The sequence below is a fragment of the Stenotrophomonas pavanii genome (assembly GCF_900101175.1).
GTDB classification, from domain to species: Bacteria; Pseudomonadota; Gammaproteobacteria; order Xanthomonadales; family Xanthomonadaceae; genus Stenotrophomonas; species Stenotrophomonas pavanii.
Genome location: NZ_FNFQ01000006.1, coordinates 227,227 through 252,776, shown reverse-complemented (window position 1 = coordinate 252,776; position 25,550 = coordinate 227,227). Strand labels below are relative to the sequence as shown.

Below are 25,550 nucleotides of genomic sequence, written 5' to 3'. Positions count from 1 at the left end.
CGCCTCAGCGAGCCGGTGGGGGCGACAGTGGCGTCTGTTCCGACTCGCCATTGAGCTTGGCCGTGATCTGGTCGTTGTCGCGGTCGATCGCCGTGCGTTCGATCGGCCAGCGCATCACCTGGCCCGGCAGCACGTAGCCCAGCAGTCCGGGGTGGACAATGCGCGGGCGCGCGGCGCTGCCCAGCGCGAGATCGGCGATCTGCGCGTAGCTGTCGCCCGTATTGGCGACCTCCACGCCATTGCGGCCGTCCGCCAGTGTCATCAGGCGGGCCTGCAGCCGTGGGGCCAGGCGGCCGGTGGAAGGCTGCACGAACACCGGGATCGAATAGCGCAGTACGAACTGCATGCCCTCGGCACGGGTGGCCAGGTCGGGTACCTCGTCCACGATCAGCCGGTAGTGCCGCTGTGCAGGCGGGGGCTCGTTGTCCGGACGCATCACCCGCACCAGCTGCTGCTGTCCAGCGGCCAGCTCCTGCATCGGGGGTGTGGCGATCAGCTCGTCGGTCGGCAGCAGCTGTTCCTGGCCGTCCTGTTGCACCCAGCGGAACAGGCGCACCTGCAGCGTCACCGGCGAGGTGCCGCTGTTGGTCAGCCATAGCTCACCGGCACGCTGGCGCGCCTCCAGCTGCAGGCTGGTGGGCGCGACCTGCAGGCTGGTGGCGCCGGCAGGGGCGGCGCCCAGCAGGCACAGGGCGAGCAGCGCCACGCCGGTGGCGCGCCACGGGCGGGGTCCGGCCATGCGGGCGTGCTCCATCAATAGGTGATCGTGGCGGTAACCGTATCCAGGTAGTTACCCGTGGCCGGATTGTTGGTGCTCAGGTTCAGGATCTGGCCGTAGACGATGTACGGCACGGCCAGGCCGGTGCCGATGCCGGCCTGGGTATTGGTGCCGGTTGTGGCGCCCCAGACCAGGGTATGCGCGGCATCCTGGTAGAGCTGGTAGCCGACATAGTTGTTGGCGGTCACCGCGGCATTGGTGTTCTTCATGCGCCGGGTGGTGACGTCGTTGGCGGTACCGGCGTTGGCGCCCGCATTCAGCGCAATCGTGTAGGGCGTCAGTGCCGAGCACTGCGCGGTCACCGTGCCCTGGCCCAGGGTGGGCGTGGCGGTGGTCGAGGCGGCGGTGCCGAAGTCGACGTTGGTGGCCGCCGCCGCCGTGATGGTGCAGGCCTTGGTGACCACCAGGGTGACATTGAAGGTGGTGGTGTCGGCGGCCAGCGCCTGGCCGGAAAGCAGCAGCCCGGCCAGGGCCCAGCCCAGCGGGGATCGAACTGGGAATCGCATGGACAACCTCCCTGACCCGAAGGTCCGTTGAACAAGGCGAAGACGGCACGTTCGGCGCCGCGGTGACGACTGCGAGGCCAGCTTAGGAAGCGTAAGTGTCTGTAATACGTGATAAATAAGAGAGTGAAAGAGCGGACGCCATCACGCTTTCACTTTCTTTGCCGGAACTGTGCATGGCTTGGAACGCCAGTTGGGTGGCGTTCGTTCAGATTGCGGCCGGATCGGCGATAATGGGTGCCATGAGCGTGAATCTGAAAACCCCGCAGGAAATCGAGATGATGCGCATCGCCGGCCGCCTGGCCAGCGAAGTGCTCGACATCGTCGCCCCCCACGTCAAGCCCGGTGTCACCACCGAGGAACTGGACCGCATCTGCCACGATCACATCGTGAACGTGCAGGGCGCCATTCCGGCCAACGTCGGCTACCGCGGCTTCCCCAAGACCGTGTGCACCTCGGTCAACAACGTCATCTGCCACGGCATCCCCAGCGAAGGGAAGGTGCTCAAGGATGGCGACATCATCAACATCGACGTCACCGTCATCAAGGACGGCTGGCACGGCGACACCAGCCGCATGTATTTCGTCGGCACCCCGTCGGTGATGGCCCGCCGCCTGGTGGAGACCACTTACGAAGCCATGTGGCGCGGCATCCGCGCAGTGCGTCCGGGCGCCACCCTGGGCGACATTGGCCATGCCATCCAGAGCTATGCCGAAGGCGAGCGGTTCAGCGTGGTGCGCGAGTACTGCGGCCACGGCATCGGCAAGGTCTACCACGACGAGCCGCAGGTGGTGCATTACGGCCGTCCGGGCCAGGGCCTGGTGCTGCAGCCGGGCATGACCTTCACCATCGAGCCGATGATCAACGAGGGCACCCGCTACAACAAGGTGCTGCCGGATGGCTGGACCGTGGTGACCAAGGACCGCAAGCTGTCGGCGCAGTGGGAGCACATGGTCGCGGTCACCGAGACCGGCGTCGACGTGCTGACCCTGTCGCCGGGCGAGTCGCAGGTCTCCTGACGATGTTGCCGGCGAGTTCGCTGCTGGACACGCCGGCCGCGTCGCTCAACGATCCGGACTGGGCGGCTGCCGCGCGCCACGCGCTGCAGCAGGCCGACGCGCGCCTGTACCGCCGCTTCGACCAGGGCGACAACATCGAGCGCCTGCTGGCGCTGCGCGCACGTGCCGCCGACCACCTGATCCGCCTGGCCTGGCAGCGTTGCCTGCCGGCCGGCAGCGGCCTGTCGCTGTTCGCGGTGGGCGGTTATGGCCGCGGCGAACTGTTCCCGCGTTCGGACATCGACCTGCTGGTGTTCGGTGATCCGCCGGCACAACTGGCGCACGAAGCGGCCCTGGCGCGGCTGTTCGCGCTGCTGTGGGACTGCGGGTTGGCGGTCAGCCATGCGGTGCGCTCTGCATTGCAGTGCCGCGAGGCGGCGGCTGACCAGACCGTGTTGACCGCGCTGATCGAGGCGCGTCCGATCCTTGCCGATGACGCCGCCCGCCGCGCGCTGCGCGAGGCCATCGACGACCGCGAGCTGTGGCCGGCGCGTGCCTTCTTCCTGGCCAAGCTGGAAGAGCTGCGCATCCGCCACCAGCGCTTCGGCGATACCGCCGACAACCTGGAGCCGGACCTGAAGGACGGTCCCGGTGGCCTGCGTGATCTCAATACGCTGGGCTGGATGGCGCTGCGCGCCTTCGGCGTGCGCGACCTGGAGGCCCTGGTCGGGCTCGGCCATCTGGGCGCCGACGAAGCTGCGGCGTTGAAGCGCGAGCGTGCAGTGCTGGCGCGGTTGCGCTTCGGCCTGCATCTGGTGGCGCGCCGCCCGGAAGAGCGCCTGCGTTTCGATTACCAGAAGACCCTGGCCGCGCGCCTGGGCTTCGAAGACGATGCCGAGAACCTCGGCGTCGAGAAGATGATGCAGGGCTTCTACCGCGCCGCGCTGGTGGTGCGCCGGATCAGCGACCGCCTGCTGCAGCGCTTCGAGGAACAGTTCGACGGCGAGGCGCAGCCGGAGCCGCTGACCGTGGGCTTTTCCCTGCGTCGTGGCTACCTGGCCGCCAATGAGGCCGACTGGCCGCAGGGCGACATCGGCCAGGTGTTCGCGCTGTTTTCCAGCTGGGCCAACAACCCGCAGGTGCGCGGCCTGCACTCGCTGACCGCGCGTGCGCTGGCCGAGTCGCTGCCGCTGCTGCCGGCCTATGACCAGGCCGACGCCGACGCACGCGAGCACTTCCTTGCCCTGCTGCGTGGCCAGCGCCCGGTCGACACGCTTTCGCGCATGGCGCGGCTGGGCGTGCTTGGCCAGTGGATTCCCGCGTTCGCCCAGGTCAGCGGGCGCATGCAGTTCGACCTGTTCCATGTCTATACGGTCGACCAGCACACGCTGATGGTCCTGCGCAACATCGGCCAGTTCGCCAGCAGCCGTGCCGACGAACGCTTCTCGATCGCGCACGAAGTGTGGCCACGCCTGCGCAAGCCGGAACTGCTGCTGCTGGCCGGCCTGTTCCATGACATCGCCAAGGGCCGCGGCGGCGACCACTCCGAGCTGGGTGCGGTGGACGCGCGTGCGTTCTGCCAGGCACATGCACTGAGTGGCACCGATACCGAGCTGGTCGCCTGGCTGGTCGAACAGCACCTGCGCATGTCGGTGACCGCGCAGAAGCAGGACATCGCCGATCCGGTGGTGATCCATCGCTTCGCCACCCTGGTCGGCAGCCGCGACCGCCTGGACTACCTGTACCTGCTGACCTGTGCCGATATCGCCGGCACCAGCCCGAAACTGTGGAACGCCTGGAAGGATCGCCTGCTGGCCGACCTGTACTTCGCCACCCGGCGCGCGCTGCGCGAAGGACTGGAGCATCCGGTGCCGGCTGCCGAGCGCGTGGCCGAGGCGCGTGACAGCGTGCGCGCACTGGTGCGCGAGCAGGGCTATGACGACGCCACCATCGACCGCCAGTTCGCGGTGATGCCCGATGAGGGCTTCATCCGCCTGCGGCCCGAGCAGCTGGCCTGGCAGGCCGCCGCACTGGTGCCGGTGAAGCAGGGCCAGACCCTGGTCAAGGTGCGCCGGATCAGTGTCGACGACCCCGCGCTGGAAGTGTTCGTGCACTCGCCCGACCGCGATGGCCTGTTCGCCGCGATCGTAATGACCCTGGACCGCAAGGGTTACGGGATCCACCGAGCACGCGTTCTGGACGGCCCGGCCGACACCATCTTCGACACCTTCGAAGTCAACCCGGCCGACACCTTTGCCGATGGCAGCAGTGCCAACCTGGAGGCGGCGCTGCGGGAGGCCCTGAGCGGCGACCTGACGCGGCTGCGGCCGTCACGCCGGGTGGTGCCGCGACAGCTGCGTCATTTCCGTTTTGCGCCGCGCATCGAATTCCGCGATGAACCGGGCGCGACCCGTTTTGCCCTGGTCGCCCCCGACCGTCCCGGCCTGCTGGCCGACGTGGCGTTCGTGCTGCGCAACCAGGGCCTGCGCGTGCATGATGCGCGCATTGCCACGTTCGGCGAACGCGCCGAAGACACCTTCGTGATCAGTGACGAACACGACCTCCCCCTGACTGAACCTGCCCGGCAGCAGCTGCATGACGCGATGCTGGCCTGCCTGGACCCTGATCGAAACGCCGGAGACCCCGCCTGATGGCCACCAAGCCCGCCAAGAAGACCGCCGCGACCCCCAAGAGCGCAGCGGCCCGGAAACCTGCTGCCGCCGCACCGGCCGCGAAGAAGACCCCTGCGCCGAAGAAGGCCGCTGCGGTGAAGGCCCCGGCGAAGAAAACGACGGCGGTGAAGCGTGCTGTGAAGAAGCCGGCGCCGGCCAAGAGCGCCGAAGCCGTCCGCGCCGAAACCATTGCCCGCAAGTCGCTGCGCAAGCCGTCGGCACCGGGCGTTGAAGAGCTGAAGTTCGGCATCGAGAGCGCCTTCGAGCGCCGCGCGACGCTGACCCTGCACGAGCTGGAAGGCTCGACCAGGCCGCTGGTCAACCGCGTGATCGACGGCCTGGAGAGCGGTGAATTCCGCGTCGCCGAGCCGGACGGCCAGGGCGGCTGGAAGGTCAACGAGTGGCTGAAGAAGGCGGTGCTGCTGTATTTCCGCGTCAACGACATGGCGGTGGTCGATGCACGCCCGGCACCGTTCTGGGACAAGGTCGAATCGCGCTTCGCCGGCTATGACGAAGCGAAGTTCCGCCGTGGCGGCGTGCGCGTGGTGCCGGGTGCGATTGCCCGCCGCGGCACGTACTTCGGCAAGGACGTGGTGCTGATGCCGAGCTTCACCAACATCGGTGCCTACGTCGGCGAAGGCACCATGGTCGACACCTGGGCCACCGTCGGTTCCTGCGCGCAGATCGGCCAGCACTGCCACCTGTCCGGCGGCGCCGGCATCGGCGGCGTGCTGGAGCCGCTGCAGGCCAGCCCGACCATCATCGAGGACCACTGCTTCATCGGTGCCCGCTCGGAAGTGGTGGAAGGCGTGGTGGTCGGCCACCACAGCGTGATCGGCATGGGCGTGTTCCTCAGCCAGAGCACCCGCATCTACAACCGCGCCACCGGTGAGATCAGCTACGGCTACATTCCGCCGTACAGCGTGGTGGTGTCCGGCTCGCTGCCGAGCAAGGACGGTACCCATTCGCTGTACTGCGCGGTGATCGTCAAGCAGGTTGATGCCAGGACCCGCAGCAAGACCAGCGTCAACGACCTGCTGCGCGGCCTGGCCGACTGAAGATGACTGCGCCGGAGGATCTGGCGCCGTCCGCGATCTACCGCCATCCGTCCGGCACCCTGTTCGGGCGGATGCTGCCGCGCCTGCTGCACGCTCCGCGCTGGACCCGGCTGCGCCGCGCGCTGTCGCGGCGCTGGCCGATGCCGGCGCTGGCCAGCGATGTGCGCGACGTGGTCTACGTCAGCTGGTGGGTCGACGTGCGCCACGCGCCGATGCCACCACCCGGCCATCACTACGTGGTCCATGCCGGACGCACGCCCTACACCATCCTCAGCTACCGGCACGGCCATTTCGGGCCGGCGCTGGCCGGGCCGCTGCGCTCGCTGATGCCGTCGCCCAGGCAGAGCAACTGGCGCTGGTACCTGCGCCGTGACGATGATCCGGACGGGACGCCGGTGGTGCTGTTCGATCGCAACGTGATGGACCAGCTGGCCTTCGTCGCCGGCGCGCGCGCCTTCAGCGATGCCATGCAGCCGCATCTGTCCACGCGCTTCACGCATGTGGTGCGCGCCGATGGCGGTGGGCACACCGTGGTCGAAGGCGGGCAGGGCAGCGCGCCAGCGCTGCACCTGCAGTGGCAGGCGACTCCGGGCTGGGACGATGCCGGGTGGGCGGCGGCCTTCGGCGGCCATCAGGCCCTGCTGCGCTTCCTGACCTGCCAGGACCAGGCCATCGCCCGGACCTGTGATCACCGCTGGGCCAGCACCCGCATCGCGCTGCCGGTGGAAATCGCCCACCTGCAACCGTTGCGGCTGGACGGCGAGCCGCAGTGCCCGCGGCTGCAGGCCATGGGCGTGGCGTTGCACGAGGGGCTGGCCTTCCGGCTGCCGCAGGTGCCGTTCCGGGTCGTGTCCGAGCGCCTGTTGTGAGATTCTGGCCCTCTGTTTTCCAGCATCACAGATGGCCATGAGCACCACTGTCTACGGTTTGAAGAACTGCGATACCTGCAAGAAGGCGACCAAGTGGCTAGACCGCTTCGGCGTGCCGTACACCTTCATCGACTACCGCGACAACAAACCCAGCCCGGAAATGCTGCTGGCGTGGGCCGCGCAGCTGGGTGGGCTGGCCGCGATGGTCAACAGGTCCTCCACTACCTGGCGGCAGCTGCCGGACAACCGCAAGGCCGCGGACTCCGAGGCCGAATGGAAGCTGCTGCTGCGCGAGTACCCGCAGTTGATCAAGCGCCCGCTGGTGGTCACTACCGACGGCGCGGTCAGCCAGGGCTTCAGTGACAACGGCTTCAAGGCCCGCTTCGGCGTCGGTGACGCATGAGCGCGGTCCTCGACCTGACCTGCGAGCTGGTCGCACGGCCCTCGGTGACGCCGGACGATGCTGGCTGCCAGGCACTGCTGGCGGCGCGCCTGGAGCAGGCCGGGTTCCAGTGCGATCACCTGCGGCTGGGCGAGGTCGACAATCTGTGGGCGACCCATGGCCAGGGCGCGCCGGTACTGGTGCTGCTGGGCCATACCGACGTGGTGCCGACGGGCCCGCGCGAGGCCTGGACCAGCGACCCGTTCACGCCGCAGGTCCGTGACGGCGTGCTGTATGGCCGTGGTACCGCCGACATGAAGGGCAGCGTGGCGGCATTCGTGGTGGCCGCCGAGCAGTTCGTCGCCGCGCACCCCGATCACCCCGGCACGCTGGCGGTGCTGCTGACCAGTGACGAGGAGGGCGATGCCATTGATGGCGTGCGCCACGTCGCGCGGCTGTTCGCCGAACGCGGCCAACGCATCGACTGGTGCATCACCGGCGAGCCGTCGTCGACCGCGACGCTCGGTGACCTGCTGCGCGTGGGGCGTCGTGGCAGCCTGTCGGCCAAGCTGCGCGTGCAGGGCGTGCAAGGCCATGTGGCGTATCCGGAAAAGGCGCGCAACCCGATTCACCAGGCGGCGCCGGCTCTGGCCGAATTGAGTGCGCGGCGTTGGGATGACGGCTACGAGAGTTTCCCGCCGACCAGCCTGCAGATCTCCAACATCCACGCCGGTACCGGTGCCAACAACGTGATTCCCGGCGAGCTCGAAGTGGATTTCAACATCCGCTACAACCCGCACTGGGATGCGCCGAAGCTGGAAGCGGAGATCACCGCTCTGCTGGACCGGCACGGCCTGCAGTACGCGCTGAAGTGGCATCGCAGCGGCGAGCCGTTCTACACCCCGGAGGGCACGCTGCGCGCCACCGCGCGGGCGGTGCTGGCCGAGCACATCGGCCGTGCGCCGGAAGAAAGTACCGGCGGCGGCACGTCCGATGCACGCTTCATAGCGCCGCTGGGTGCGCAGTGCATCGAAGTGGGGCCGGTCAACGCCAGCATCCACCAGGTGGACGAGAACGTGCGCGTGGACGATCTGGAAGCACTGCCGGGGCTGTACCAGCGGCTGGTGGAACGGCTGCTGGTGTGAGGCATGGCGCCGGGCACGGCCCGGCGCCACCCCTGTGGGCGCCGACTGCTGGGCGCCGACCGTTGGTCGGCACACCTTCACCTGGTTGCCAATGCAACGGTTGCGCTGCGCCGGAAAGCGGGGTAGGGTCGATGCCATGTCGATCCGCCTGGCCGCCGCCGTCAACAACAACCGCAATAATCTGCGCGCGAATAATCGTGCGCGGCCGATGCGGGACTGCGCCCTGGGTAGATAGACAGCAACACACGCCCGGACACCAGAAAACCCGCATCGGTCGATGCGGGTTTTTTTGTGCCCGGGCGCAGCCTGCCCGGGCCTGGATGGCCGGTCGAACACCTCCCACCCGTGAAATTCCCCCAACAGGAGCTCCCCCATGTGTTCGATCTTCGGAATCTTCGGCCTGCAGGCCGGTGACGACCTTCCGGCCCTGCGCCGCCATGCGCTGGAACTGTCGCAGCGCCAGCGCCACCGCGGCCCGGACTGGAGCGGCGTGTATCTCGACGAAGGCGCGCTGCTGGTCCACGAACGGCTGGCCATTGTCGACCCGGCCGGTGGTTCGCAGCCGCTGCTGTCGGCCGACGGCCAGCTGGCACTGGCGGTGAACGGTGAGATCTACAACCACCAGGCATTGAAGGCGGCGCTGACCGCCGCCTACGACTTCCAGACCGGGTCGGACTGCGAGGTGATCAACGCGCTGTATCGCCAGGGCGCTTCGCCGGCGCAGTGGCTGGAACAGCTCAATGGCATCTTCGCGTTCGCGCTGTGGGACCGCGACAGTGGGCGTGTACTGGTGGCGCGCGACCCGGTCGGCGTGGTGCCGTTGTACTGGGGCCATGATGCCCAGGGCCGCCTGCGCGTGGCCTCGGAAATGAAGGCGCTGGTCGATACCTGTGCCGATGTCGCGCAGTTCCCGCCGGGCCACTATTTCGACAGTGCCAGTGGAGAGCTGGTGCGCTACTACCAGCAACCGTGGCGCGACTATGCCGGCGTGCAGGGCCGCCAGGCCGACCTGGCCGAACTGCGCCAGGCGTTCGAGCATGCGGTGGAACGCCAGCTGATGAGCGATGTGCCGTACGGCGTGCTGCTGTCCGGTGGCCTGGACTCGTCGCTGGTGGCGGCGGTGGCCGCACGCTATGCGCGTCGCCGCATCGAGGATGGCGGGCAGACCGAAGCCTGGTGGCCGCGGCTGCACTCGTTCGCGATCGGATTGAAGGGCTCGCCCGACCTGGCTGCCGCCGCGATCGCCGCCGAAGCACTGGGCACCGTGCATCACGGCTTCGAGTACACGTTCGAGGAAGGCCTCGATGCGCTGCCGGAGGTGATCCGCCACATCGAAACCTACGACGTCACCACCATCCGTGCATCGACGCCGATGTTCCTGCTGGCGCGACGGATCAAGGCGATGGGAGTGAAGATGGTGCTGTCCGGCGAGGGCAGCGACGAGATCTTCGGTGGCTACCTGTACTTCCACAAGGCGCCGGACGCGCGTGAGTTCCACGATGAGCTGGTACGCAAGCTCGACGCCCTGCACAACTACGATTGCCTGCGTGCCAACAAGTCGATGATGGCCTGGGGCGTGGAACCGCGCGTGCCGTTCCTCGACCGTGAGTTCCTTGACGTGGCGATGCGCTTCGATGCCGCGCACAAGATGGTCGGTGCCGGTTTTGGCGGCCGTCGCATCGAGAAGGCCGTGCTGCGCGAGGCGTTCGATGGCTACCTGCCGGACAGCATCCTGTGGCGTCAGAAGGAACAGTTCAGCGATGGCGTGGGCTATGGCTGGATCGATGGGCTGAAGGCCCATGCCGAGGCGCAGGTGAGCGACCGTGTACTGGCGGCCGCCGACAAGCGCTTCCCGCACAACCCGCCGCAGACCAAGGAGGCGTACTACTACCGCCACCTGTTCGAGCAGTTCTTCCCGAGCCGGGCAGCGGCCGAGACCGTGCCGGGGGGCAAGTCGATCGCCTGTTCGTCGCCCGCGGCCATCGCCTGGGACGCCAGTTTTGCCGCGGCGGCGGATCCGTCGGGCCGGGCGATCGCCGGAGTGCACGAGCAGGCACTGGCCTAGGCGCGAGAAAGGGGAGGGAGGAGGGCACCTCGTATGTGCCACAAACGTCTTAATCCCCTCCGTCCCCTTTTTTGTATGATCGCCCCCCGTACATTGGGGAATGTTCATGGACGTACAGAACGGGGGCCAGGCGCCGCAGATGAAGTGGGGATGGCGCTACCTGGGCTGGGCCGTGGTACCTCTGCTGGCCGGCGTGCTGTTGGCCCGCTATGCCGGGCCGGCTGCGCCCGAAGCGGTTGCGCGTGCCACGGCCGCCACCGAAGGCAGCTGGGCGCAGCACCTGGCGTCACCGCTGGGCCTGTTCCTGCTGCAGCTGCTGGTGCTGCTGCTGGTGGCCAAGGGCGCGGGGGCGCTGCTCAAGCGTCTGGGGCAGCCGGCGGTGATCGGCGAGATGGCGGCCGGCCTGATGATGGGGCCGCTGGTGCTCGGCAGCCTGCTGCCGCAGCTGCAGGGTGCGCTGTTCCCGGCCAGTTCGCTGGGCCCGCTGGGCATGCTCAGCCAGCTGGGCGTGCTGATGTTCCTGCTGGTGGCCGGTGCCGAGCTGGACCTGGCAGCACTGCGTGGACGCCGGCGTTTCGCGTTTACCGTCAGCCATGCCGGCATCGCGGTGCCGTTCGTGCTCGGCGTCGCCCTGGCCATCTGGCTGTATCCGCAGCATGGCCCACAGGGGGTGGGCTTCACGGCATTCGCACTGTTCGTCGGCATTTCGATGAGCATCACCGCCTTCCCCGTGTTGCTGCGCATCCTTGCCGATCGCGGCATCACGCAGACGCCGCTGGGTCAGACCGCCATCGCCTGCGCAGCATTGGGCGATGCCACCGCGTGGTGCCTGCTGGCATTGATCGTGGCCGCTGCCCAGGCCGGCGGCTGGTTGCCGGCCAGCCTCAACCTGCTGTGCGTGGTCGCGTTCGTGGCACTGATGCTGGGGCTGGTGAAGCCGTGGTTCGCCCGCCAGCAGGTCGCGCCGGGGCGTGAGGGACGCTGGCTGCTCGGCATCCTGCTGCTGTCGCTGGGCAGTGCGCTGGTCACCGAGATGCTGGGCATCCACGCGCTGTTCGGTGCGTTTGCCGCAGGCGTGGCGGTGTCGTCCAACGCGCAGCTGCGTGACCTGTTGATGGCCCGCGTCGAACCGTTCGCGGTGACGCTGCTGCTGCCGTTGTTCTTCGCCATGACCGGGCTGCGCATGCGCGCCGATGCGCTGCAGGCCAGCGACATCGTGCTGTGCGTAGTGGTGATCGCGGTGGCCACGACCGGCAAGCTGCTGGGCACCTTCAGTGCCGCGCGCAGTGCCGGCATGCCCACGCGCGAGGCGTGGCGGTTGGGCGCGCTGATGAACACCCGCGGCCTGATGGAGCTGATCGTGCTCAACCTGGGTTACGAACTGGGCCTGCTCGGCGACCGCCTGTTTGCGGTGCTGGTGATCATGGCGCTGGTGACCACGGCGATGACCGGACCACTGCTGAACCTGATCGAGCGCCGCAGGGGCTGACCGTCGAACGGTAGTGCCGGCCGCTGGCCGGCAACCTGATGATGCCGGATACACCTGCATGGATGCCGGCCAGCGGCCGGCACTACCGCGCTGGCACCAGCGTCATGGTGTGCTGCGCCTTGCCGGGCAGGAACGGTGTCGGGCGCCCGTGCACCCAGTCCTCGTGGCCGGCGCCCCAGTACGGTGACAGCGGGTGACCGCTCTGGCCGCCGGGCATGTGCACGATGCCGTCGGCCTCGTGGCCCGGAGAAACCACCATGCGTTCGGAGGCGCCGAAGTTCGGCGTCTGCACGCGCGGCATGTCGCGGTCGCCGGGCAGGCGGTCAGCCGGCATGCACAGCCAGCGCTTGGCGATGTCCGGCAGCGCCCGTGCGATGGGGTGACAGATCGCCGCCGTGTTGCGTTCGCCCCAGCTGCGCTTGGCCAGCGGTCCCTGCTTGGCCAGCTCACTTTCGGTACGGCGTGCCGCGTCGATCAGCAGCGCATCCCAGCTGTCGAAGGCCGGGGGCAGCAGGTTGGCCGGACGCTGTTGCAGCATCGGCCAGGCCACGCCTTCCAGCTGTGCCAGGCGCGGCTCCAGGTAGGCATCGCCCAGTTGCGCGCTGGCGGGTGCCAACAGTGCATCGGACAACGTCTGCATCACCTGCGTGCGGAATTCACGCACCACCCGGTAGCTGACCGAGCTGGCCGAGGCACGGCCATCCCATTGATGGCTGGCCTCCTTCAAACGCTTCAGGGCAGGGTCGTCACTGCGTTCGATGACGTCGTGCAGCAGGGCCCACCAGCGCTGCAGGAACACGGCGCGGTCGTCGAGCTGGATCGCCAGCAGGTCGTGCTCGTCGAAGCGGTCCTGGATGGCGAGCAGATCGCGGATCTGCCGCGCGCGGGCGCCCAGGTCATATCCACCGTTGCCGACATTGGCCAGTGACTCGCGGTCGAGGACGCGGCCGTTGGCGGTCCACAGGCGATGGTTGGGTGGGTCGATCAATGCCGGCGAGGCGTCGCTGCGGATCGGCCAGGGGGCGCAGTCCTGGTTGCTGGCGGCGGTGAAGCCCGCAGGCGCACAACCGGGACCGCGATCCGGGCGGGCGCCGATCAGCCGCCAGGCGATGCGTCCGCTGCGGTCGCCGACCACCAGGTTCTGTGCGGGGATGCCGGCGCGGTCGGCGAACTGCAGGGCAGCGTCCAGGTCACCGGCACGGGCCAGGTCACCGAAGTCCAGGCGCACCGCACCGGGCAGGTGGGCGACCCAGCGCAGCGCGTCGCCGCTGCCATCGGCATGGGTATGCAGGATCGGCCCCCAGGCGGTTTCGCGTACCGGGAACAGCACATCGGCCTGGCCGGCCACGGCGATGCGTTCTTCATGCACGGTCACCGTGGCGTTGGCCGGTTCAGTGCGGTAGTCCGCGGTGTCGATGTAGCTGTTGGTGAAACCCCAGGCGACGTGTCCGTTGCTGCCGACGATCACGGCCGGCAGGCCCGGCAGCGAGAAACCGGTGACGTCGACCTGGCCGCCAGCGGCCTGTGGGTCGGGGTAGCGCAGGCGCACGCGGAACCACAGGCCCGGCGCGCGCAGGCCCAGGTGCATGTCGTCGGCGACGATCGCGCGACCGTCGGCGGTAAGCGCTCCGGCCACCGCGAAGTTGTTGCTGCCGACGGCGTCCACCTCTTCCTGCGCGGTGCCGGATTTTCCCTTCAATGTGCGCAGGTCGAGCTGGCTGGCATCGGGCAGGGCGGCGTTGCCGGTGGGTTCGCCGAACAGCGGTGCATCCCATTCGGTGCCGTCGTGGGCGATCAGCGCGTACAGTGCCGGCGGCACCACCGTGCGGATGCGGCTGAGCGCAAGTTCGGTCTGGTTGCCGGGATCCTGCAGGTCGGCATACATGGCCAGCCCGGCCAGCACGCTGTCGCTGGCCTGCCAGGGCTGCGGTGACTGCCGCAGCAGCAGATAGGCCCACGGGCGCACGGAGAGACCGGCCAGGCCCTCGTTGACGCCATCCACGTAGGCGCGCACGGCCGCGCCGTTGTCGCCCAGTGCGGCCTGCAGATTCGCCTCGGTGCGTGCACGCAGCCGGTGCACGCGCATGCGCTTGTCGGCGTCGATGGCCTTCGGCCCGAACAGCGCCGACAGCTCGCCAGCGGCACTGCGGCGCATCAGGTCCATCTCGAAATAGCGCTCCTGCGCATGCACGCGGCCCAGCGCGCGCATCGCATCGGTCTGGCTACCGGCCGTGATGGTGACCACGCCCAGCCCATCGCGCTCGATGGTGACCGGCTTGGCCAGGCCCGGCAGTGGATGCTCGCCGTCCAGGTCGGCCAGGCTGCCGCGCAGCAGCAGCCACAGGACCAGTGCGGTGATCAGCACGATGGCGATCACTACGCCCAGCATCCAACGCCATGTACGTCGCATCGCACGTCCTTTCCGAACTCGTGGGCCGATTGTAGCCGCAGGCGCAACTGCGACTGATTCCGATTAGATCACCGTCGCCGGAAATGCGTCACCCTATGCCGCATCGATTCACAGGAGCCCCCCCATGAAAGGCAACCCGGACGTCATCGCCTGCCTGAAGGAACTGCTGCGCGGCGAGCTTGCTGCGCGCGACCAGTACTTCATCCATTCCCGCCGCTATGAGGACCAGGGCCTGTTCGCGCTGTACGAGCGCCTGAACCACGAGATGGAAGAGGAAACCCAGCATGCCGATGCGCTGCTGCGCCGGATCCTGTTCCTGGGCGGCGACCCGGACATGCGCCCGCATGCCACCGAGCCCGGCAAGACCGTGGAGGAGATGCTGCAGAAGGATCTCGATACTGAATACGCCGTTCGGAACAATCTCGCCGCCGGCATGAAGCTGTGCGAGGAGAAGGGTGACTACGTGAGCCGCGACATTCTGCTGGCGCAGCTGAAGGACACCGAAGAAGACCACGCCTGGTGGCTGGAACAGCAGCTGGGCCTGATCAAGCGCATCGGCCTGGAGCTGTACCAGCTGAGCAAGATCGACGGCAGCGGCGCCCCGGCGCACTGAGCCGGCACCGCTCTTTTCGGTAGAGCCGAACCAATGCTCGGCTGCCTTCCGGTAGAGCCGACCGCTGGTCGGCTGGTTTTCGCTGGAGCAGCCGACTAACAGTCGGCTCTACCTGAAGCGGGAAGCAGCCGACCAGCGGTCGGCTCTACCAGGAGCCAAAGGCAGCCGACCAGCGGTCGGCTCTACCAGAAGCACAGCGTTCTGTCGCCCGCCAGCACCGGAGCACCGCGAGCCCGCCTTCGCCCGCCAGCCGCTCCACCGCCCGCCAGCCGACAACGAAAAAGCCGGGGAATGCCCCGGCTTTTTCGTGCCTGACGTCCGTCACAGCGTGCCAACCAAGGCTGACACCTGCCAGGAGCGATAGTCCGGGGTCAGAGCCCGTTCCGTTGGAACGGGATCCGACCCCAAGCCCTCACTCCACCGACAGCCCTTCCACCTTCTGCCAGCCGCGCGGCAGCAGGTGGCCGCGGGTGGCGCGGGCGCCGAGATAGGCGTCGAGCTCGTTGAACTTCAGGCCCATCGTGCGCTGGCCGCTGCGCACCTGCAGGGTCTGCCCCGGGCTGATCGCCACGATGGCGACCACGCGTTCGGTGGCGAGCTTGGCCTTCGGGATCTCGATGATCTTGTTGCCCTTGCCCTTGTCCAGTTCCGGCAGGTCGTTGGCGGCGATCGCCAGCAGGTTGCCCGAACTGGTCACCGCCACGATGCGGTCGGTGGCGACGTTGGCGACCACCGACGGGGTCAGCACCGACGAGCCCGCCGACAGGTTCAGCATCGCCTTGCCGGCCTTGTTGCGGCCGATCAGGTTCTCGAAGCGGGTGACGAAGCCGTAACCATGGCTGGAGGCCAGCACGAAGCGGGTGTCCGGCTCGGCGCTGGCCAGGGTCACGAAGCTGGTGCCCGGCGCCGGCGAGAAGCGGCCGGTCAGCGGTTCGCCATTGCCTCGTGCGGAGGGCAGGGTGTGCACCGGCGTCGAGTAGGCGCGGCCCTCGCTGTCGAGGAACGCGACCTGCTGGGTGCTGCGCGCGCGCACCGCGCCCTGCAGTCCGTCGCCTTCGCGGTAGGACAGGGCCGATGCATCGACGTCGTGGCCCTTGGCGGCGCGGATCCAGCCCTTCTCCGACAGCACCACGGTCATCGGCTCGCTCGGCACCAGCTCGGTCTCGTCGATCGCCTGCGCGGCCTGGCGCTGCACCAGCGGCGAACGGCGTGCGTCGCCGAACTTCTTGGCGTCGGCGGTCAGTTCGTCGCGGATCAGTTTCTTCAGCTTGGCCTTGCTGTCGAGGATGCCGAGGATCTTCTCGCGCTCCTTGGCCAGTTCGTCCTGCTCGCCGCGGATCTTCATCTCCTCCAGGCGGGCCAGCTGCTTCAGCTTGGTTTCCAGGATGTACTCGGCCTGTTCCTCGGACAGGCCGAAGCGCGCGATCAGTGCGGCCTTCGGTTCGTCCTCGGTCCGGATGATGTGGATCACCTCGTCCAGGTTGAGGAAGGCGACCAGCAGGCCTTCCAGCAGGTGGAGGCGGCGCTCGACCTTCTGCAGGCGGTGCTGCAGGCGGCGGGTCACGGTGTTGCTGCGGAAGATCAGCCATTCGCTGAGCAGCATCTTCAGGTTCTTCACCTGCGGACGCCCATCCAGCCCGATCACGTTGAGGTTGACGCGGTAGCTGCGCTCCAGGTCCGTGGTCGCGAACAGGTGGCCCATCAGCTGGTCGGCGTCGACGCGGTTGGAACGCGGCACCAGCACCACGCGCACCGGGTTGGCGTGGTCGGACTCATCGCGGATGTCCTCCAGCCACGGCAGCTTCTTGGCGCGCATCTGTGCGGCGATCTGCTCGATCACCTTCGACGGCGACACCTGGAACGGCAGGGCGGTGACCACGATGTTGCTGGCTTCCTTGGTGAAGGTCGCACGCGCACGCACGCTGCCGTTGCCGGTCTCGTAGATGGTCCGCAGGTCGTTGGCCGAGGTGATGATCTCGGCGCTGGACGGGTAGTCCGGGCCCTGCACGTGTTCGCACAGGTCGCGCACGCTGGCATCGGGGTTGTCCAGCAGGTGCAGCAGTGCGCTGACGATCTCGTTGAGATTGTGCGGCGGCACGTCGGTGGCCATGCCCACGGCGATGCCGGTGGTACCGTTGAGCAGCAGGTGCGGCAGCCGTGCTGGCATCCAGGTCGGCTCCTGCAGGGTACCGTCGAAATTCGGTGCCCAGTCGGTGGTGCCCTGGCCCAGTTCGCCCAGCAGCACTTCGGCGATCGGGGTCAGCTTGGATTCGGTGTAACGCATCGCTGCGAACGACTTCGGGTCGTCGCTGGAGCCGAAGTTGCCCTGGCCTTCGATCAGCGGGTAGCGGTACGAGAACGGCTGCGCCATCAGCACCAGCGCCTCGTAGCACGCGCTGTCGCCGTGCGGGTGGTATTTACCGATGACGTCACCGACGGTGCGCGCGGACTTCTTCGGCTTGGACGCGGCATTCAGGCCCAGCTCGCTCATCGAATAGATGATGCGGCGCTGCACCGGCTTCAGGCCGTCGCCGATGAACGGCAGGGCGCGGTCCAGGACCACATACATCGAGTAGTCGAGGTAGGCGCGCTCGGCGTACTCGCGCAGCGGCAGTTGTTCGAATCCGTGGAACACGGGGCGGGCAAGTTCGGTCATGCGGCGTTGTTACCTGTTGTCGGGAGGCGGCGACGGCGGTCGCCGCTCGCAATCCTGTGATTATCCGGATGCGGCGGGGGATGCCAAGCCGCGTGCAGGGTCCAGCCCGGTTTCCAGGCCGTGCCCGGCCCGCGCCAGGTAGCGCCCGGGGGGCAGCCCGAAGTGGCGGCGGAACACGGTGACGAAGGCGCTGGCGCTGCTGAAGCCCAGCGCATGGGCGATGTCGGCCACGCTGCGGCCGTCGGTCAGCTGGCGCAGGGCCTCGGCCAGGCGCGCCTGCTGCCGCCACTGGGCGAAGCTGAGCGTGGTCTCATCGCGGAAGTGGCGGGTCAGGCTGCGCGGCGACAGGCCGGCCCAATGCGCCCATTCGGCCAGGCTGCGTTCATCGGACGGATCGGCCAGCAGCTGCGAGGCGATCTTCAGCAGGCGCCGGTCGTGCGGCATCGGCAGGTGCATGCGCTGGCGCGGCGCGGCGCGGATCTCGTCCAGCAGCACGTCGATGATGTGCTGGCGCTCGGGCGTGGTGGGATCGCCCAGCGGCCAATCGCAGATGCGGTCGGCCAGCGCCTGCGCCAGTTTGGACAGTCCCAGCACGCACGGATCGGCAGGCAGGGTGGCGCAGGCAGGCGCGGCCAATGCCATGCCCCAGCCGCGCAGCGGGCCGTCGAGCGTGACCGTATGGGGCTCCAGCGGCGGCATCCAGCCAGCCGAGCCCGGCGCCAGCGACCAGGTGCCATGCGAGGTGCGGGTGGTCAGCAGGCCGCGTTCGACGCAGATCAGCTGGGCGCGCTCGTGGTGGTGCCAGTCGACCTCACGGGCCAGGCCCTGCTGGCTGTCGAAGCGGAAGGCGATGACCGGCGGGCCGTCGTTGCGCTCGAACCAGTCCAGTGCCTCATCCCTGAGCAGGCGCTTGGGAACCTGAATTTCTGCCTTGTTCATCATGTCCGCTGGCTGAAATGTGACATCCATTGGCTGGATTGTACTACCGGGCCACCTGACCAGATCATTAAGGTAGGCGCCTTCACTGATCGAGCCCGCTGCTGCAACACAGCATTCGATGCCAGATCGAATATTTCCATTGAGAAATATTTTTTTTGGAAGAGAATGCTCCCCCATGATCTGTCCTGCAACCACTCCCCCCAGCTTCGGCCTGCTGCTGCGCCAGGTGCGCGACGGCCTGGTGCGCCAGCTCGACGCGTCCATGGCGGAAGAAGACCTGGGAATCGGCTTCACCCATTACATCGGGTTGAAGGTGCTTTCCCACATGGCGCCCTGCACCGCCAACGAACTGGCCCAGGCCATCGACCAGGTGCCCAGCGCGGTGACTCGCCTGCTGGACAAGCTGGAGGCGCTGGGCTGCGTCCGCCGCGAGGCGCATGCGCAGGACCGGCGGGCGCTGCAGATCGTACTGACCGATGAAGGCCGTGCGTTGTGGGCGCGGCTGAAGCTGCGCGGCGACGCGGTGATGGATTACGCGCTGCGTGATCTTTCCGCCGACGAGCGCACGCTGCTGCTGTCCCTCCTTACCCGAATCCGCGATTCACTGACGACCCCATGAACCCGATCCCGCATTCCACTTTCCGCCGGTCCGGGCGCGCGCTGCTGGTGTCAGCGCTGGCGCTGGCCCTGGCCGCCTGCGCAAGCAGTCGTGGCCTCAACCCGCAGGGCCACGTGCTTGACGTGGACAGCCTGCACAGCGAACGCACCCTGGCCGACACCGACCTGAGCGCCACCGGCTTCCCGGCGCAGGACTGGTGGAAGGCACTGGGCGATGCGCAGCTGGACGCACTGGTCGCCGAAGGCCTGGCCGGTCATCCGAGCCTGGACGCCGCCGACGCGCGCCTGCGCCAGGCCCAGGCCCAGGTCGGTACCGCGCGCGCCGACGAGCTGCCCAGCCTGTCGGTATCCGGCGGCTACACCGGCCTGCGCCTGCCCGAGTCGATGGTCGGCAGCGAGATGGGCGGCCGCTATGGCGGCAGCAGCCAGGTCGCCTTCGACTTCAGCTACGGCGTGGACCTGTGGGGCGGCAAGCGTGCCGCCTGGGAAGCGGCGGTGGACGGCGCGCACGCCGCCACCGTTGAAGCGCAGGCCGCGCGCCTGAACCTGTCCACCGGCATCACCCAGGCCTATGCCGACCTGGCCTACGGGTGGCAGCTCAACGACGTGGCCGAGGAAGAGCTGGGCCGCTCGCAGAAGTCACTGGAACTGACCCGCCAGCGCCGCCGCGCCGGCATCGACAGTGACCTGCAGGTGCGCCAGGCCGAGGCCCGCGTGCCGGCCGCCCAGCAGCAGGTGCAGGCTGCGCAGCAGCGCATCGATGCGGCGCGCACCGCGCTGGCCGCGCTGGTCGGCAAGGGTCCGGACCGCGGCCTGTCGATCCAGCGCCCGCAGCCGCTGAACCCGCTGGCGCTGCAGCTGCCAGGCGTGCTGCCCAGCGAACTGCTGGGCCGTCGACCCGACATCGTGGCCGCACGCTGGCGCGTTGAAGCGGCCGACAAGCAGATCAAGGTCGCCAAGACCAAGTTCTACCCAAGCTTCAACCTGACCGCGCTGGCTGGCGTGGTCGCCCCGAACGTGGGCGACCTGCTGAAGAGCAGCTCCACCTTCGCCTACATCGGCCCGGCGCTGAGCCTGCCGATTTTCGAAGGTGGCAAGCTGCGCGCCAACCTGGCCAACACCGACGCGCAGTACGACCTGGCGGTGGCCAACTACAACCAGACCGTGCTCGATGCGCTGCGCGATGTGGCCGACCAGGTCAACGCGGTGCGCTCGCTGGCACAGCAGGCGCAGTCGCAGCAGCAGGCGGTGGACACCGCACGCGCTGCCTTCGACCTGGCCCAGCAGCGCTACCGTGCCGGCATCGGCAGCTACCTGGACGTTCTGAGCGCGCAGTCCACCCTGCTGCAGTCGCAACAGCAGCTGGCCGGCCTGCAGTCGCAGCAGGTACAGACGTCGGTGCGCCTGAGCAAGGCGCTGGGCGGTGGTTTCGTGCCCACTGACGCCGACCGCGCCCCGATCGCCTCCCGTTCCGAATCCTCGCATTCCTGAAGACTTCCGCCATGAGCCAGACCCAAGACACTGCGGCCCCGGCCGCCCCCAACCGCCGCGGCAACCTGCTGCGCGGCCTGTTCGTGATCGTCGTGCTGCTGCTTGCCGCACTGGCGCTGTGGTACTTCATGTTCGGCCGTTGGTTCGAAGAAACCGACGATGCCTACGTGCAGGGCAACCTGGTGCAGATCACCCCGCTGGTGGCCGGTACCGTGGTCGCCATCAACGCCGATGACGGCATGCGCGTGGAGCGCGGCCAGCTGCTGGTGCAGCTGGACCCGTCCGACACCTCGGTGGCGCTGCAGCAGGCCGAGGCCAACCTGGCCAAGACCGTGCGCCAGACCCGTGGCCTGTACCGCAGCGTGGAAGGCGCGCAGGCGGACTTGAATGCCCGCCAGGTGACCCTGAAGCGCGTGCGCGAAGACTTCGCCCGCCGCAAGGACCTGGCCGCCACCGGCGCCATCTCCAACGAAGAACTGGCCCACGCCCGTGACGAGCTGGCCGCTGCCGAAGCGGCCGTGGCCGGTTCGCGCGAGACCGTCGAGCGCAACCGCGCGCTGGTCGACGACACCGTGATCGCCACCCAGCCGGATGTGCAGGCGGCCGCCGCGCAGCTGCGCCAGGCCTTCCTCAACAACGCCCGCGCCGGCATCGTCGCGCCGGTCACCGGCTATGTTGCCCGTCGTTCGGTGCAGGTCGGCCAGCGCGTGCAGCCGGGCAATGCGCTGATGGCGGTGGTGCCGACCGAGCAGATGTGGGTCGAGGCCAACTTCAAGGAAACCCAGCTGCGCCACATGCGCCTGGGCCAGGAAGTGGAGCTGAAGTCGGACCTGTACGCGGGTGACGTGAAGTACAAGGGCCGCATCCAGAGCCTGGGCCTGGGTACCGGCTCGGCGTTCTCGCTGCTGCCGGCGCAGAACGCCAGCGGCAACTGGATCAAGATCGTGCAGCGCGTGCCGGTGCGCATCGCCATCGATGCCAAGCAGCTGGCCGAGCACCCGCTGCGCATCGGCCTGTCGATGAAGGCCGAAGTGAGCCTGCGCGACCAGAAGGGCGAAGTGCTGCCCAGCGCCCCGGCCAAGGGCACCGTGTTCGATACCGACGTGTACGCCAAGCAGCTGCATGATGCCGACGAGGTGATCCACACGATCATCCAGGGCAACCTGCCGCAGCAACAGGCAAAGGTGGGCTGAGGTCGCCATGTCCGCACAAGCTCCAGCCGCACCCGGCGCTCCGGGTGCACCGGCGGCGCCGGGTGCGGCCTCCGGGTTCCTGCCGCCCAGCGTGGCCCTGTGCACCGTGGGCCTGGCGATGGCGTCGTTCATGCAGGTGCTCGACACCACCATCGCCAACGTTTCGCTGCCGACCATCGCCGGCAACCTGGGGGCCAGCTCGCAGCAGGCGACCTGGGTGATCACCTCGTTCGCGGTCAGCACGGCCATCGCGCTGCCGCTGACCGGCTGGCTCAGCCGCCGCTTCGGCGAACGCAAGCTGTTCGTCTGGGCCACGCTGGCCTTCGTCATCACCTCGCTGCTGTGCGGCCTGGCGCAGAGCATGGGCATGCTGGTGCTGTCGCGTGCGCTGCAGGGCTTCGTGGCCGGCCCGATGTACCCGATCACGCAGTCGCTGCTGGTCTCGATCTATCCGCGCGAGAAGCGCGGGCAGGCGCTGGCGCTGCTGGCGATGATCACGGTGGTGGCGCCGATCTGCGGGCCGATCCTCGGTGGCTGGATCACCGACAACTACAGCTGGGAATGGATCTTCCTGATCAACGTGCCGCTGGGCATCTTCGCTGCGCTGGTGGTGGGCAACCAGCTGAAGGGGCGCCCGGAGCAGATCGAGAAGCCGAAGATGGACTACGTCGGCCTGGTCACCCTGGTGATCGGTGTCGGTGCCTTGCAGCTGGTGCTCGACCTGGGCAACGACGAGGACTGGTTCTCGTCGATGAAGATCGTGGTGCTGGCCTGCGTGGCCGTGGTGACGCTGACGGTATTCCTGATCTGGGAGCTGACCGACAAGGATCCGATTGTCGACCTGAAGCTGTTCCGGCACCGCAACTTCCGCGCCGGCACGCTGGCGATGGTGGTGGCCTACGCGGCGTTCTTCAGCGTGGCGCTGCTGATCCCGCAGTGGCTGCAGCGTGACATGGGCTACACCGCGATCTGGGCGGGCCTGGCAACGGCGCCGATCGGCATCCTGCCGGTGATCATGACCCCGTTCGTGGGCAAGTATGCGTCGCGCTTCGACATGCGCATGCTGGCCACGATCGCCTTCATCGTGCTGTCGATGACCAGTTTCCTGCGCTCGAACTTCAACCTGCAGGTGGACTACATGCACGTGGCCGGCGTGCAGCTGATCATGGGCATCGGCGTGGCACTGTTCTTCATGCCGGTGCTGCAGATCCTGCTGTCGGACCTGGATGGGCGCGAGATCGCCGCGGGCTCGGGCCTGGCCACGTTCCTGCGTACGCTGGGCGGCAGCTTCGCGGCCTCGCTGACGACGTGGCTGTGGGCGCGGCGTACCCAGGTGCACCATGCCGACCTGACCGAACACATCTCGGCCTATCAGCCCGGCATGCAGGACCAGGTCACCGCGATGGGGCAGGGCGACCTGCAGCACGGTGCGGCGGTACTGAACAACATGATCAACCACCAGGCGTCGCAGATGGGCTTCAATGACATCTTCTTCCTGCTCGGCTGGATCTTCCTGGCGATCATCACCTTCCTGTGGCTGGCCAAGCCGCCGTTTGGGGCGGGTGCCGGTGCCGCTTCGGCCGGTGGGCATTGATCGATCCGTGCCGTTGAAACGCAGAAACCCCGCCGCAAGGCGGGGTTTTTCTTTTGGTGGATCCACGCCATGCGTGGATCGATCTCGGGGCGTGTGGATTCCCAGGCCCCGGAAACGAAAAAACCCGCTTTCGCGGGTTTGATCATCTTGAGTCGTGGTGCCCAGGAGAGGACTCGAACCTCCACGGTTTTACCCGCTAGTACCTGAAACTAGTGCGTCTACCAATTCCGCCACCTGGGCGACTCAGGAGGTGAATTGTGCGGGACCACAGCAGAGGTGTCAACAACATTTCACGCTTTTTTCTGCGACTGCACGCCCAGGTGCAGCAGCAGGCTGCGCATCGCCGGTGACAGCTGCGCCCACCCGGCAAAACAGGCGCACAGGCGGCGTTGTGCCCATGCATCGGAGAGCGCTACGGCGACGGTGTGCGTGCTGCGCCGATGCTGTCGGGCGATGGTCCGCGGCACGATGCCGACGCCGATGCCGTGGCCGACCATGATGCACACGCCTTCGAAGGTCTTCATGCGGATGCGCACGTCCAGGCGGCGCCCGATGTCGCGCGCCTGGTCTTCGATGTAGGTCTGCAGTGCATTGCCCTCGGCCAGGGCAACGAAGGTCTCGCCGGCAACCTCGGCAAAAGCCAGGCTGCGCCGGGTCGCGAAGCGGTGGTCGGCCGGCAGCAGCATCACCAGGGGATCTTCGGCGACCACGTGTTGCTGCAGGCCGGCAGCGTCGACCGCATCACTGATGATGCCGGCCTCGGCCTGGCCCGCGTTGATCGCACGCACGACCTCGGGGCTGGTGCGCTCCAGCAGTTCCACGTGCAGGCGTGGGCGCTCGGCCAGCCACGGCGCGAGCCGCGAGGGCAGGTAGTTGGTCAGCGCGGCGGTGTTGGCATACAGGTGCAGCGTGCCGCGAGCACCCTGCGCGAACGCCTGCAGTTCACCGCGCAGCTGCGCCTGCTGCTGCAGGATCAGGCGTGCATGGTGGGCGAGGGCGGCACCGGCTTCGGTGAGGCTGACGCCGCGCGGATGCCGGTTCAACAGCGCGGTGCCGGCGTCCGCTTCGATCGTGCGCAGGCGCTCGCTGGCCGAAGCCAGCGCCAGGTTCGCCTGCGCTGCGCCGGCCGTGATGCTGCCGGCCTCGGCGATCGCAAGGAACAGGCGCAGGTCGGCGATATCCATCCGCATGGGGGTGCCCTCATCGCAACGGCTGAGCCTTCGGATCAGCCGAAGGCGAGGCCGGGAAGACCGCATTGTGCGCCTGGCGGCGGCCCGATCCAATGACGGCATGAATGAATCGACGTACTTCTATCTGTTGCTGGTGGTGGTGTTCGTGCTGGCCGGCGTGGTCAAGGGCGTGACAGGGATGGGGTTGCCGACGGTGGCGATGGGCCTGCTGGGCAGCACCCTGTCACCGGTGGCGGCGGCGTCGATGCTGTTCATTCCGACCTTCGTCACCAATGCATGGCAGCTGTTGTCCGGACCGTCGCTGGGTCGCATCGTGCGCCGACTGTGGCCGATGATGCTGGCGGTGGTGGGGGTGACGCTGGGTTCAGCGGCGCTGCTGGTGCGGGTCGATCGCACCGCATCGCGCATTGCACTCGGCGTGGCGCTGGTGGTCTATGCCGCCTATGCGCTGCTTGCGCCGGTGTTCCGCGTGCCGCAGCGTCGCGAGCGCTGGCTGGGGCCGCTGGTGGGGGCACTGTCGGGCGTGGTGACCGGGGCCACCGGCGTGTTCGTGATGCCGGCAGTGCCGTACCTGCAGTCGCTCGGGCTGCAGCGCGACGAACTGGTGCAGGCGCTGGGGCTGGCGTTCACCGTGTCGACGATATCGCTGACCGCCGGGCTGGTGCTGCACGGTGCATTCGGTATCCAGCAACTGGGCCTGAGTGCACTGGCCGTGCTGCCGGCGTTGCTGGGCATGTGGCTGGGGCAACTGATCCGGCAGAGGATCAGCGCACGGGTATTCCGCGCCTGCTTCCTGGGGTTCCTGCTGCTGCTCGGGCTGGAGCTGGTGCTGCGGCCGTTGTTCTGATGCCGGATTCCGGGCATGAAAAAACCCGCTTTCGCGGGTT

Annotated in this window: 20 protein-coding genes and 1 tRNA gene; 14 read left to right on the top strand and 7 right to left on the bottom strand. The window is 68.1% G+C overall.

Annotated features, from left to right (window positions below; genetic code table 11):
* Positions 1 to 4 precede the first annotated feature (4 nt).
* Positions 5 to 754, bottom strand: a complete 750-nt coding sequence (locus tag BLS66_RS12485) for a fimbrial biogenesis chaperone (RefSeq protein ID WP_049464974.1) — start codon at positions 752 to 754, stop codon at positions 5 to 7.
* Entirely contained in the window at positions 754 to 1,284 is a 531-nt protein-coding gene (locus BLS66_RS12480) for a Csu type fimbrial protein (protein ID WP_049464971.1), read from the bottom strand. The genes BLS66_RS12485 and BLS66_RS12480 overlap by 1 nt, the downstream gene beginning before the upstream one ends.
* Positions 1,285 to 1,514: 230 nt before the next feature.
* On the opposite strand from BLS66_RS12480, the gene map reads away from it, so the two are divergent.
* From map to BLS66_RS12440, 8 genes are all read left to right on the top strand, one after another.
* Positions 1,515 to 2,300: a type I methionyl aminopeptidase gene (gene map / locus BLS66_RS12475; RefSeq protein WP_049464969.1), complete on the top strand. Its 786-nt coding sequence runs from the start codon at positions 1,515 to 1,517 to the stop codon at positions 2,298 to 2,300.
* 20 nt (positions 2,301 to 2,320) lie between these two features.
* Complete coding sequence (locus tag BLS66_RS12470) at positions 2,321 to 4,930, top strand: [protein-PII] uridylyltransferase (RefSeq protein WP_456316511.1); 2,610 nt, start codon at positions 2,321 to 2,323, stop codon at positions 4,928 to 4,930.
* Positions 4,930 to 6,009, top strand: a complete 1,080-nt coding sequence (gene dapD / locus BLS66_RS12465) for a 2,3,4,5-tetrahydropyridine-2,6-dicarboxylate N-succinyltransferase (protein WP_049464966.1) — start codon at positions 4,930 to 4,932, stop codon at positions 6,007 to 6,009. Before BLS66_RS12470 ends, dapD begins: the two co-directional genes overlap by 1 nt.
* A 2-nt stretch (positions 6,010 to 6,011) precedes the next feature.
* Positions 6,012 to 6,878, top strand: coding sequence for a hypothetical protein (locus BLS66_RS12460; RefSeq protein WP_074725973.1), 867 nt, complete (start codon positions 6,012 to 6,014; stop codon positions 6,876 to 6,878).
* 31 nt (positions 6,879 to 6,909) lie between these two features.
* Positions 6,910 to 7,281 (top strand): arsenate reductase, encoded by a 372-nt coding sequence (locus tag BLS66_RS12455; protein WP_176421996.1) that lies wholly within the window; start codon positions 6,910 to 6,912, stop codon positions 7,279 to 7,281.
* Positions 7,278 to 8,405: a succinyl-diaminopimelate desuccinylase gene (gene dapE, locus BLS66_RS12450; protein ID WP_057493524.1), complete on the top strand. Its 1,128-nt coding sequence runs from the start codon at positions 7,278 to 7,280 to the stop codon at positions 8,403 to 8,405. The genes BLS66_RS12455 and dapE overlap by 4 nt, the downstream gene beginning before the upstream one ends.
* Before the next feature lie 373 nt (positions 8,406 to 8,778).
* Entirely contained in the window at positions 8,779 to 10,470 is a 1,692-nt protein-coding gene (gene asnB / locus BLS66_RS12445; protein WP_074725972.1) for an asparagine synthase B, read from the top strand.
* A gap of 100 nt (positions 10,471 to 10,570) precedes the next feature.
* The gene (locus tag BLS66_RS12440) at positions 10,571 to 11,959 is read left to right on the top strand and encodes a cation:proton antiporter domain-containing protein (protein ID WP_074725971.1); all 1,389 of its coding nucleotides are present in this window, start codon (positions 10,571 to 10,573) and stop codon (positions 11,957 to 11,959) included.
* An 82-nt stretch (positions 11,960 to 12,041) separates the two neighbouring features.
* Here the strand turns inward: BLS66_RS12440 and BLS66_RS12435 are convergent, their stop codons facing one another.
* Positions 12,042 to 14,369 carry a penicillin acylase family protein gene (locus BLS66_RS12435; RefSeq protein WP_074725970.1) on the bottom strand — a complete coding sequence of 776 codons (2,328 nt, stop codon included), beginning with the start codon at positions 14,367 to 14,369 and terminating at the stop codon, positions 12,042 to 12,044.
* Between the two features lie 124 nt (positions 14,370 to 14,493).
* On the opposite strand from BLS66_RS12435, the gene bfr reads away from it, so the two are divergent.
* Positions 14,494 to 14,982, top strand: a complete 489-nt coding sequence (gene bfr, locus BLS66_RS12430; protein WP_005415872.1) for a bacterioferritin — start codon at positions 14,494 to 14,496, stop codon at positions 14,980 to 14,982.
* Positions 14,983 to 15,394: 412 nt separating this feature from the next.
* Here the strand turns inward: bfr and parC are convergent, their stop codons facing one another.
* Positions 15,395 to 17,638, bottom strand: coding sequence for a DNA topoisomerase IV subunit A (parC, locus tag BLS66_RS12425; protein ID WP_074725969.1), 2,244 nt, complete (start codon positions 17,636 to 17,638; stop codon positions 15,395 to 15,397).
* A gap of 60 nt (positions 17,639 to 17,698) precedes the next feature.
* Entirely contained in the window at positions 17,699 to 18,580 is an 882-nt protein-coding gene (locus tag BLS66_RS12420; protein WP_180995894.1) for a helix-turn-helix domain-containing protein, read from the bottom strand.
* 172 nt (positions 18,581 to 18,752) lie between these two features.
* Here BLS66_RS12420 and emrR point away from each other — a divergent pair, with 172 nt between their 5' ends.
* From emrR to emrB, 4 genes are read left to right on the top strand one after another with little or no spacing between them, the layout of a single operon-like run.
* Entirely contained in the window at positions 18,753 to 19,196 is a 444-nt protein-coding gene (gene emrR / locus BLS66_RS12415) for a multidrug efflux system transcriptional regulator EmrR (RefSeq protein WP_014646521.1), read from the top strand.
* Entirely contained in the window at positions 19,193 to 20,686 is a 1,494-nt protein-coding gene (gene emrC / locus BLS66_RS12410) for a multidrug efflux transporter outer membrane subunit EmrC (protein ID WP_074725967.1), read from the top strand. Before emrR ends, emrC begins: the two co-directional genes overlap by 4 nt.
* 11 nt (positions 20,687 to 20,697) lie before the next feature.
* Positions 20,698 to 21,879, top strand: coding sequence for a multidrug efflux MFS transporter periplasmic adaptor subunit EmrA (gene emrA, locus BLS66_RS12405; RefSeq protein WP_049464945.1), 1,182 nt, complete (start codon positions 20,698 to 20,700; stop codon positions 21,877 to 21,879).
* A 7-nt stretch (positions 21,880 to 21,886) separates the two neighbouring features.
* Positions 21,887 to 23,473, top strand: coding sequence for a multidrug efflux MFS transporter permease subunit EmrB (emrB, locus tag BLS66_RS12400; protein ID WP_049464943.1), 1,587 nt, complete (start codon positions 21,887 to 21,889; stop codon positions 23,471 to 23,473).
* A gap of 155 nt (positions 23,474 to 23,628) precedes the next feature.
* Here emrB and BLS66_RS12395 read toward each other — a convergent pair.
* Positions 23,629 to 23,713, bottom strand: a tRNA-Leu gene (locus BLS66_RS12395).
* 50 nt (positions 23,714 to 23,763) lie between these two features.
* Entirely contained in the window at positions 23,764 to 24,663 is a 900-nt protein-coding gene (locus BLS66_RS12390) for a LysR family transcriptional regulator (protein WP_074725966.1), read from the bottom strand.
* Positions 24,664 to 24,763: 100 nt separating this feature from the next.
* Here BLS66_RS12390 and BLS66_RS12385 point away from each other — a divergent pair, with 100 nt between their 5' ends.
* A complete protein-coding gene (locus tag BLS66_RS12385) occupies positions 24,764 to 25,510 on the top strand; it encodes a sulfite exporter TauE/SafE family protein (RefSeq protein WP_049470799.1) in 747 nt (248 codons plus the stop codon).
* Positions 25,511 to 25,550 lie beyond the last annotated feature (40 nt).

What these genes read in the sequence shown, in the direction of transcription:
- BLS66_RS12485 (WP_049464974.1), bottom strand. Translation starts at nt 754, where the DNA reads ATGGAGCACGCCCGCATGGCCGGACCCCGCCCGTGGCGCGCCACCGGC.
- BLS66_RS12480 (WP_049464971.1), bottom strand. Translation starts at nt 1,284, where the DNA reads ATGCGATTCCCAGTTCGATCCCCGCTGGGCTGGGCCCTGGCCGGGCTG.
- map (WP_049464969.1), top strand. Translation starts at nt 1,515, where the DNA reads ATGGGTGCCATGAGCGTGAATCTGAAAACCCCGCAGGAAATCGAGATG.
- dapD (WP_049464966.1), top strand. Translation starts at nt 4,930, where the DNA reads ATGGCCACCAAGCCCGCCAAGAAGACCGCCGCGACCCCCAAGAGCGCA.
- BLS66_RS12460 (WP_074725973.1), top strand. Translation starts at nt 6,012, where the DNA reads ATGACTGCGCCGGAGGATCTGGCGCCGTCCGCGATCTACCGCCATCCG.
- BLS66_RS12455 (WP_176421996.1), top strand. Translation starts at nt 6,910, where the DNA reads ATGGCCATGAGCACCACTGTCTACGGTTTGAAGAACTGCGATACCTGC.
- dapE (WP_057493524.1), top strand. Translation starts at nt 7,278, where the DNA reads ATGAGCGCGGTCCTCGACCTGACCTGCGAGCTGGTCGCACGGCCCTCG.
- asnB (WP_074725972.1), top strand. Translation starts at nt 8,779, where the DNA reads ATGTGTTCGATCTTCGGAATCTTCGGCCTGCAGGCCGGTGACGACCTT.
- BLS66_RS12440 (WP_074725971.1), top strand. Translation starts at nt 10,571, where the DNA reads ATGTTCATGGACGTACAGAACGGGGGCCAGGCGCCGCAGATGAAGTGG.
- BLS66_RS12435 (WP_074725970.1), bottom strand. Translation starts at nt 14,369, where the DNA reads ATGCGACGTACATGGCGTTGGATGCTGGGCGTAGTGATCGCCATCGTG.
- bfr (WP_005415872.1), top strand. Translation starts at nt 14,494, where the DNA reads ATGAAAGGCAACCCGGACGTCATCGCCTGCCTGAAGGAACTGCTGCGC.
- parC (WP_074725969.1), bottom strand. Translation starts at nt 17,638, where the DNA reads ATGACCGAACTTGCCCGCCCCGTGTTCCACGGATTCGAACAACTGCCG.
- BLS66_RS12420 (WP_180995894.1), bottom strand. Translation starts at nt 18,580, where the DNA reads ATGATGAACAAGGCAGAAATTCAGGTTCCCAAGCGCCTGCTCAGGGAT.
- emrR (WP_014646521.1), top strand. Translation starts at nt 18,753, where the DNA reads ATGATCTGTCCTGCAACCACTCCCCCCAGCTTCGGCCTGCTGCTGCGC.
- emrC (WP_074725967.1), top strand. Translation starts at nt 19,193, where the DNA reads ATGAACCCGATCCCGCATTCCACTTTCCGCCGGTCCGGGCGCGCGCTG.
- emrA (WP_049464945.1), top strand. Translation starts at nt 20,698, where the DNA reads ATGAGCCAGACCCAAGACACTGCGGCCCCGGCCGCCCCCAACCGCCGC.
- emrB (WP_049464943.1), top strand. Translation starts at nt 21,887, where the DNA reads ATGTCCGCACAAGCTCCAGCCGCACCCGGCGCTCCGGGTGCACCGGCG.
- BLS66_RS12390 (WP_074725966.1), bottom strand. Translation starts at nt 24,663, where the DNA reads ATGCGGATGGATATCGCCGACCTGCGCCTGTTCCTTGCGATCGCCGAG.
- BLS66_RS12385 (WP_049470799.1), top strand. Translation starts at nt 24,764, where the DNA reads ATGAATGAATCGACGTACTTCTATCTGTTGCTGGTGGTGGTGTTCGTG.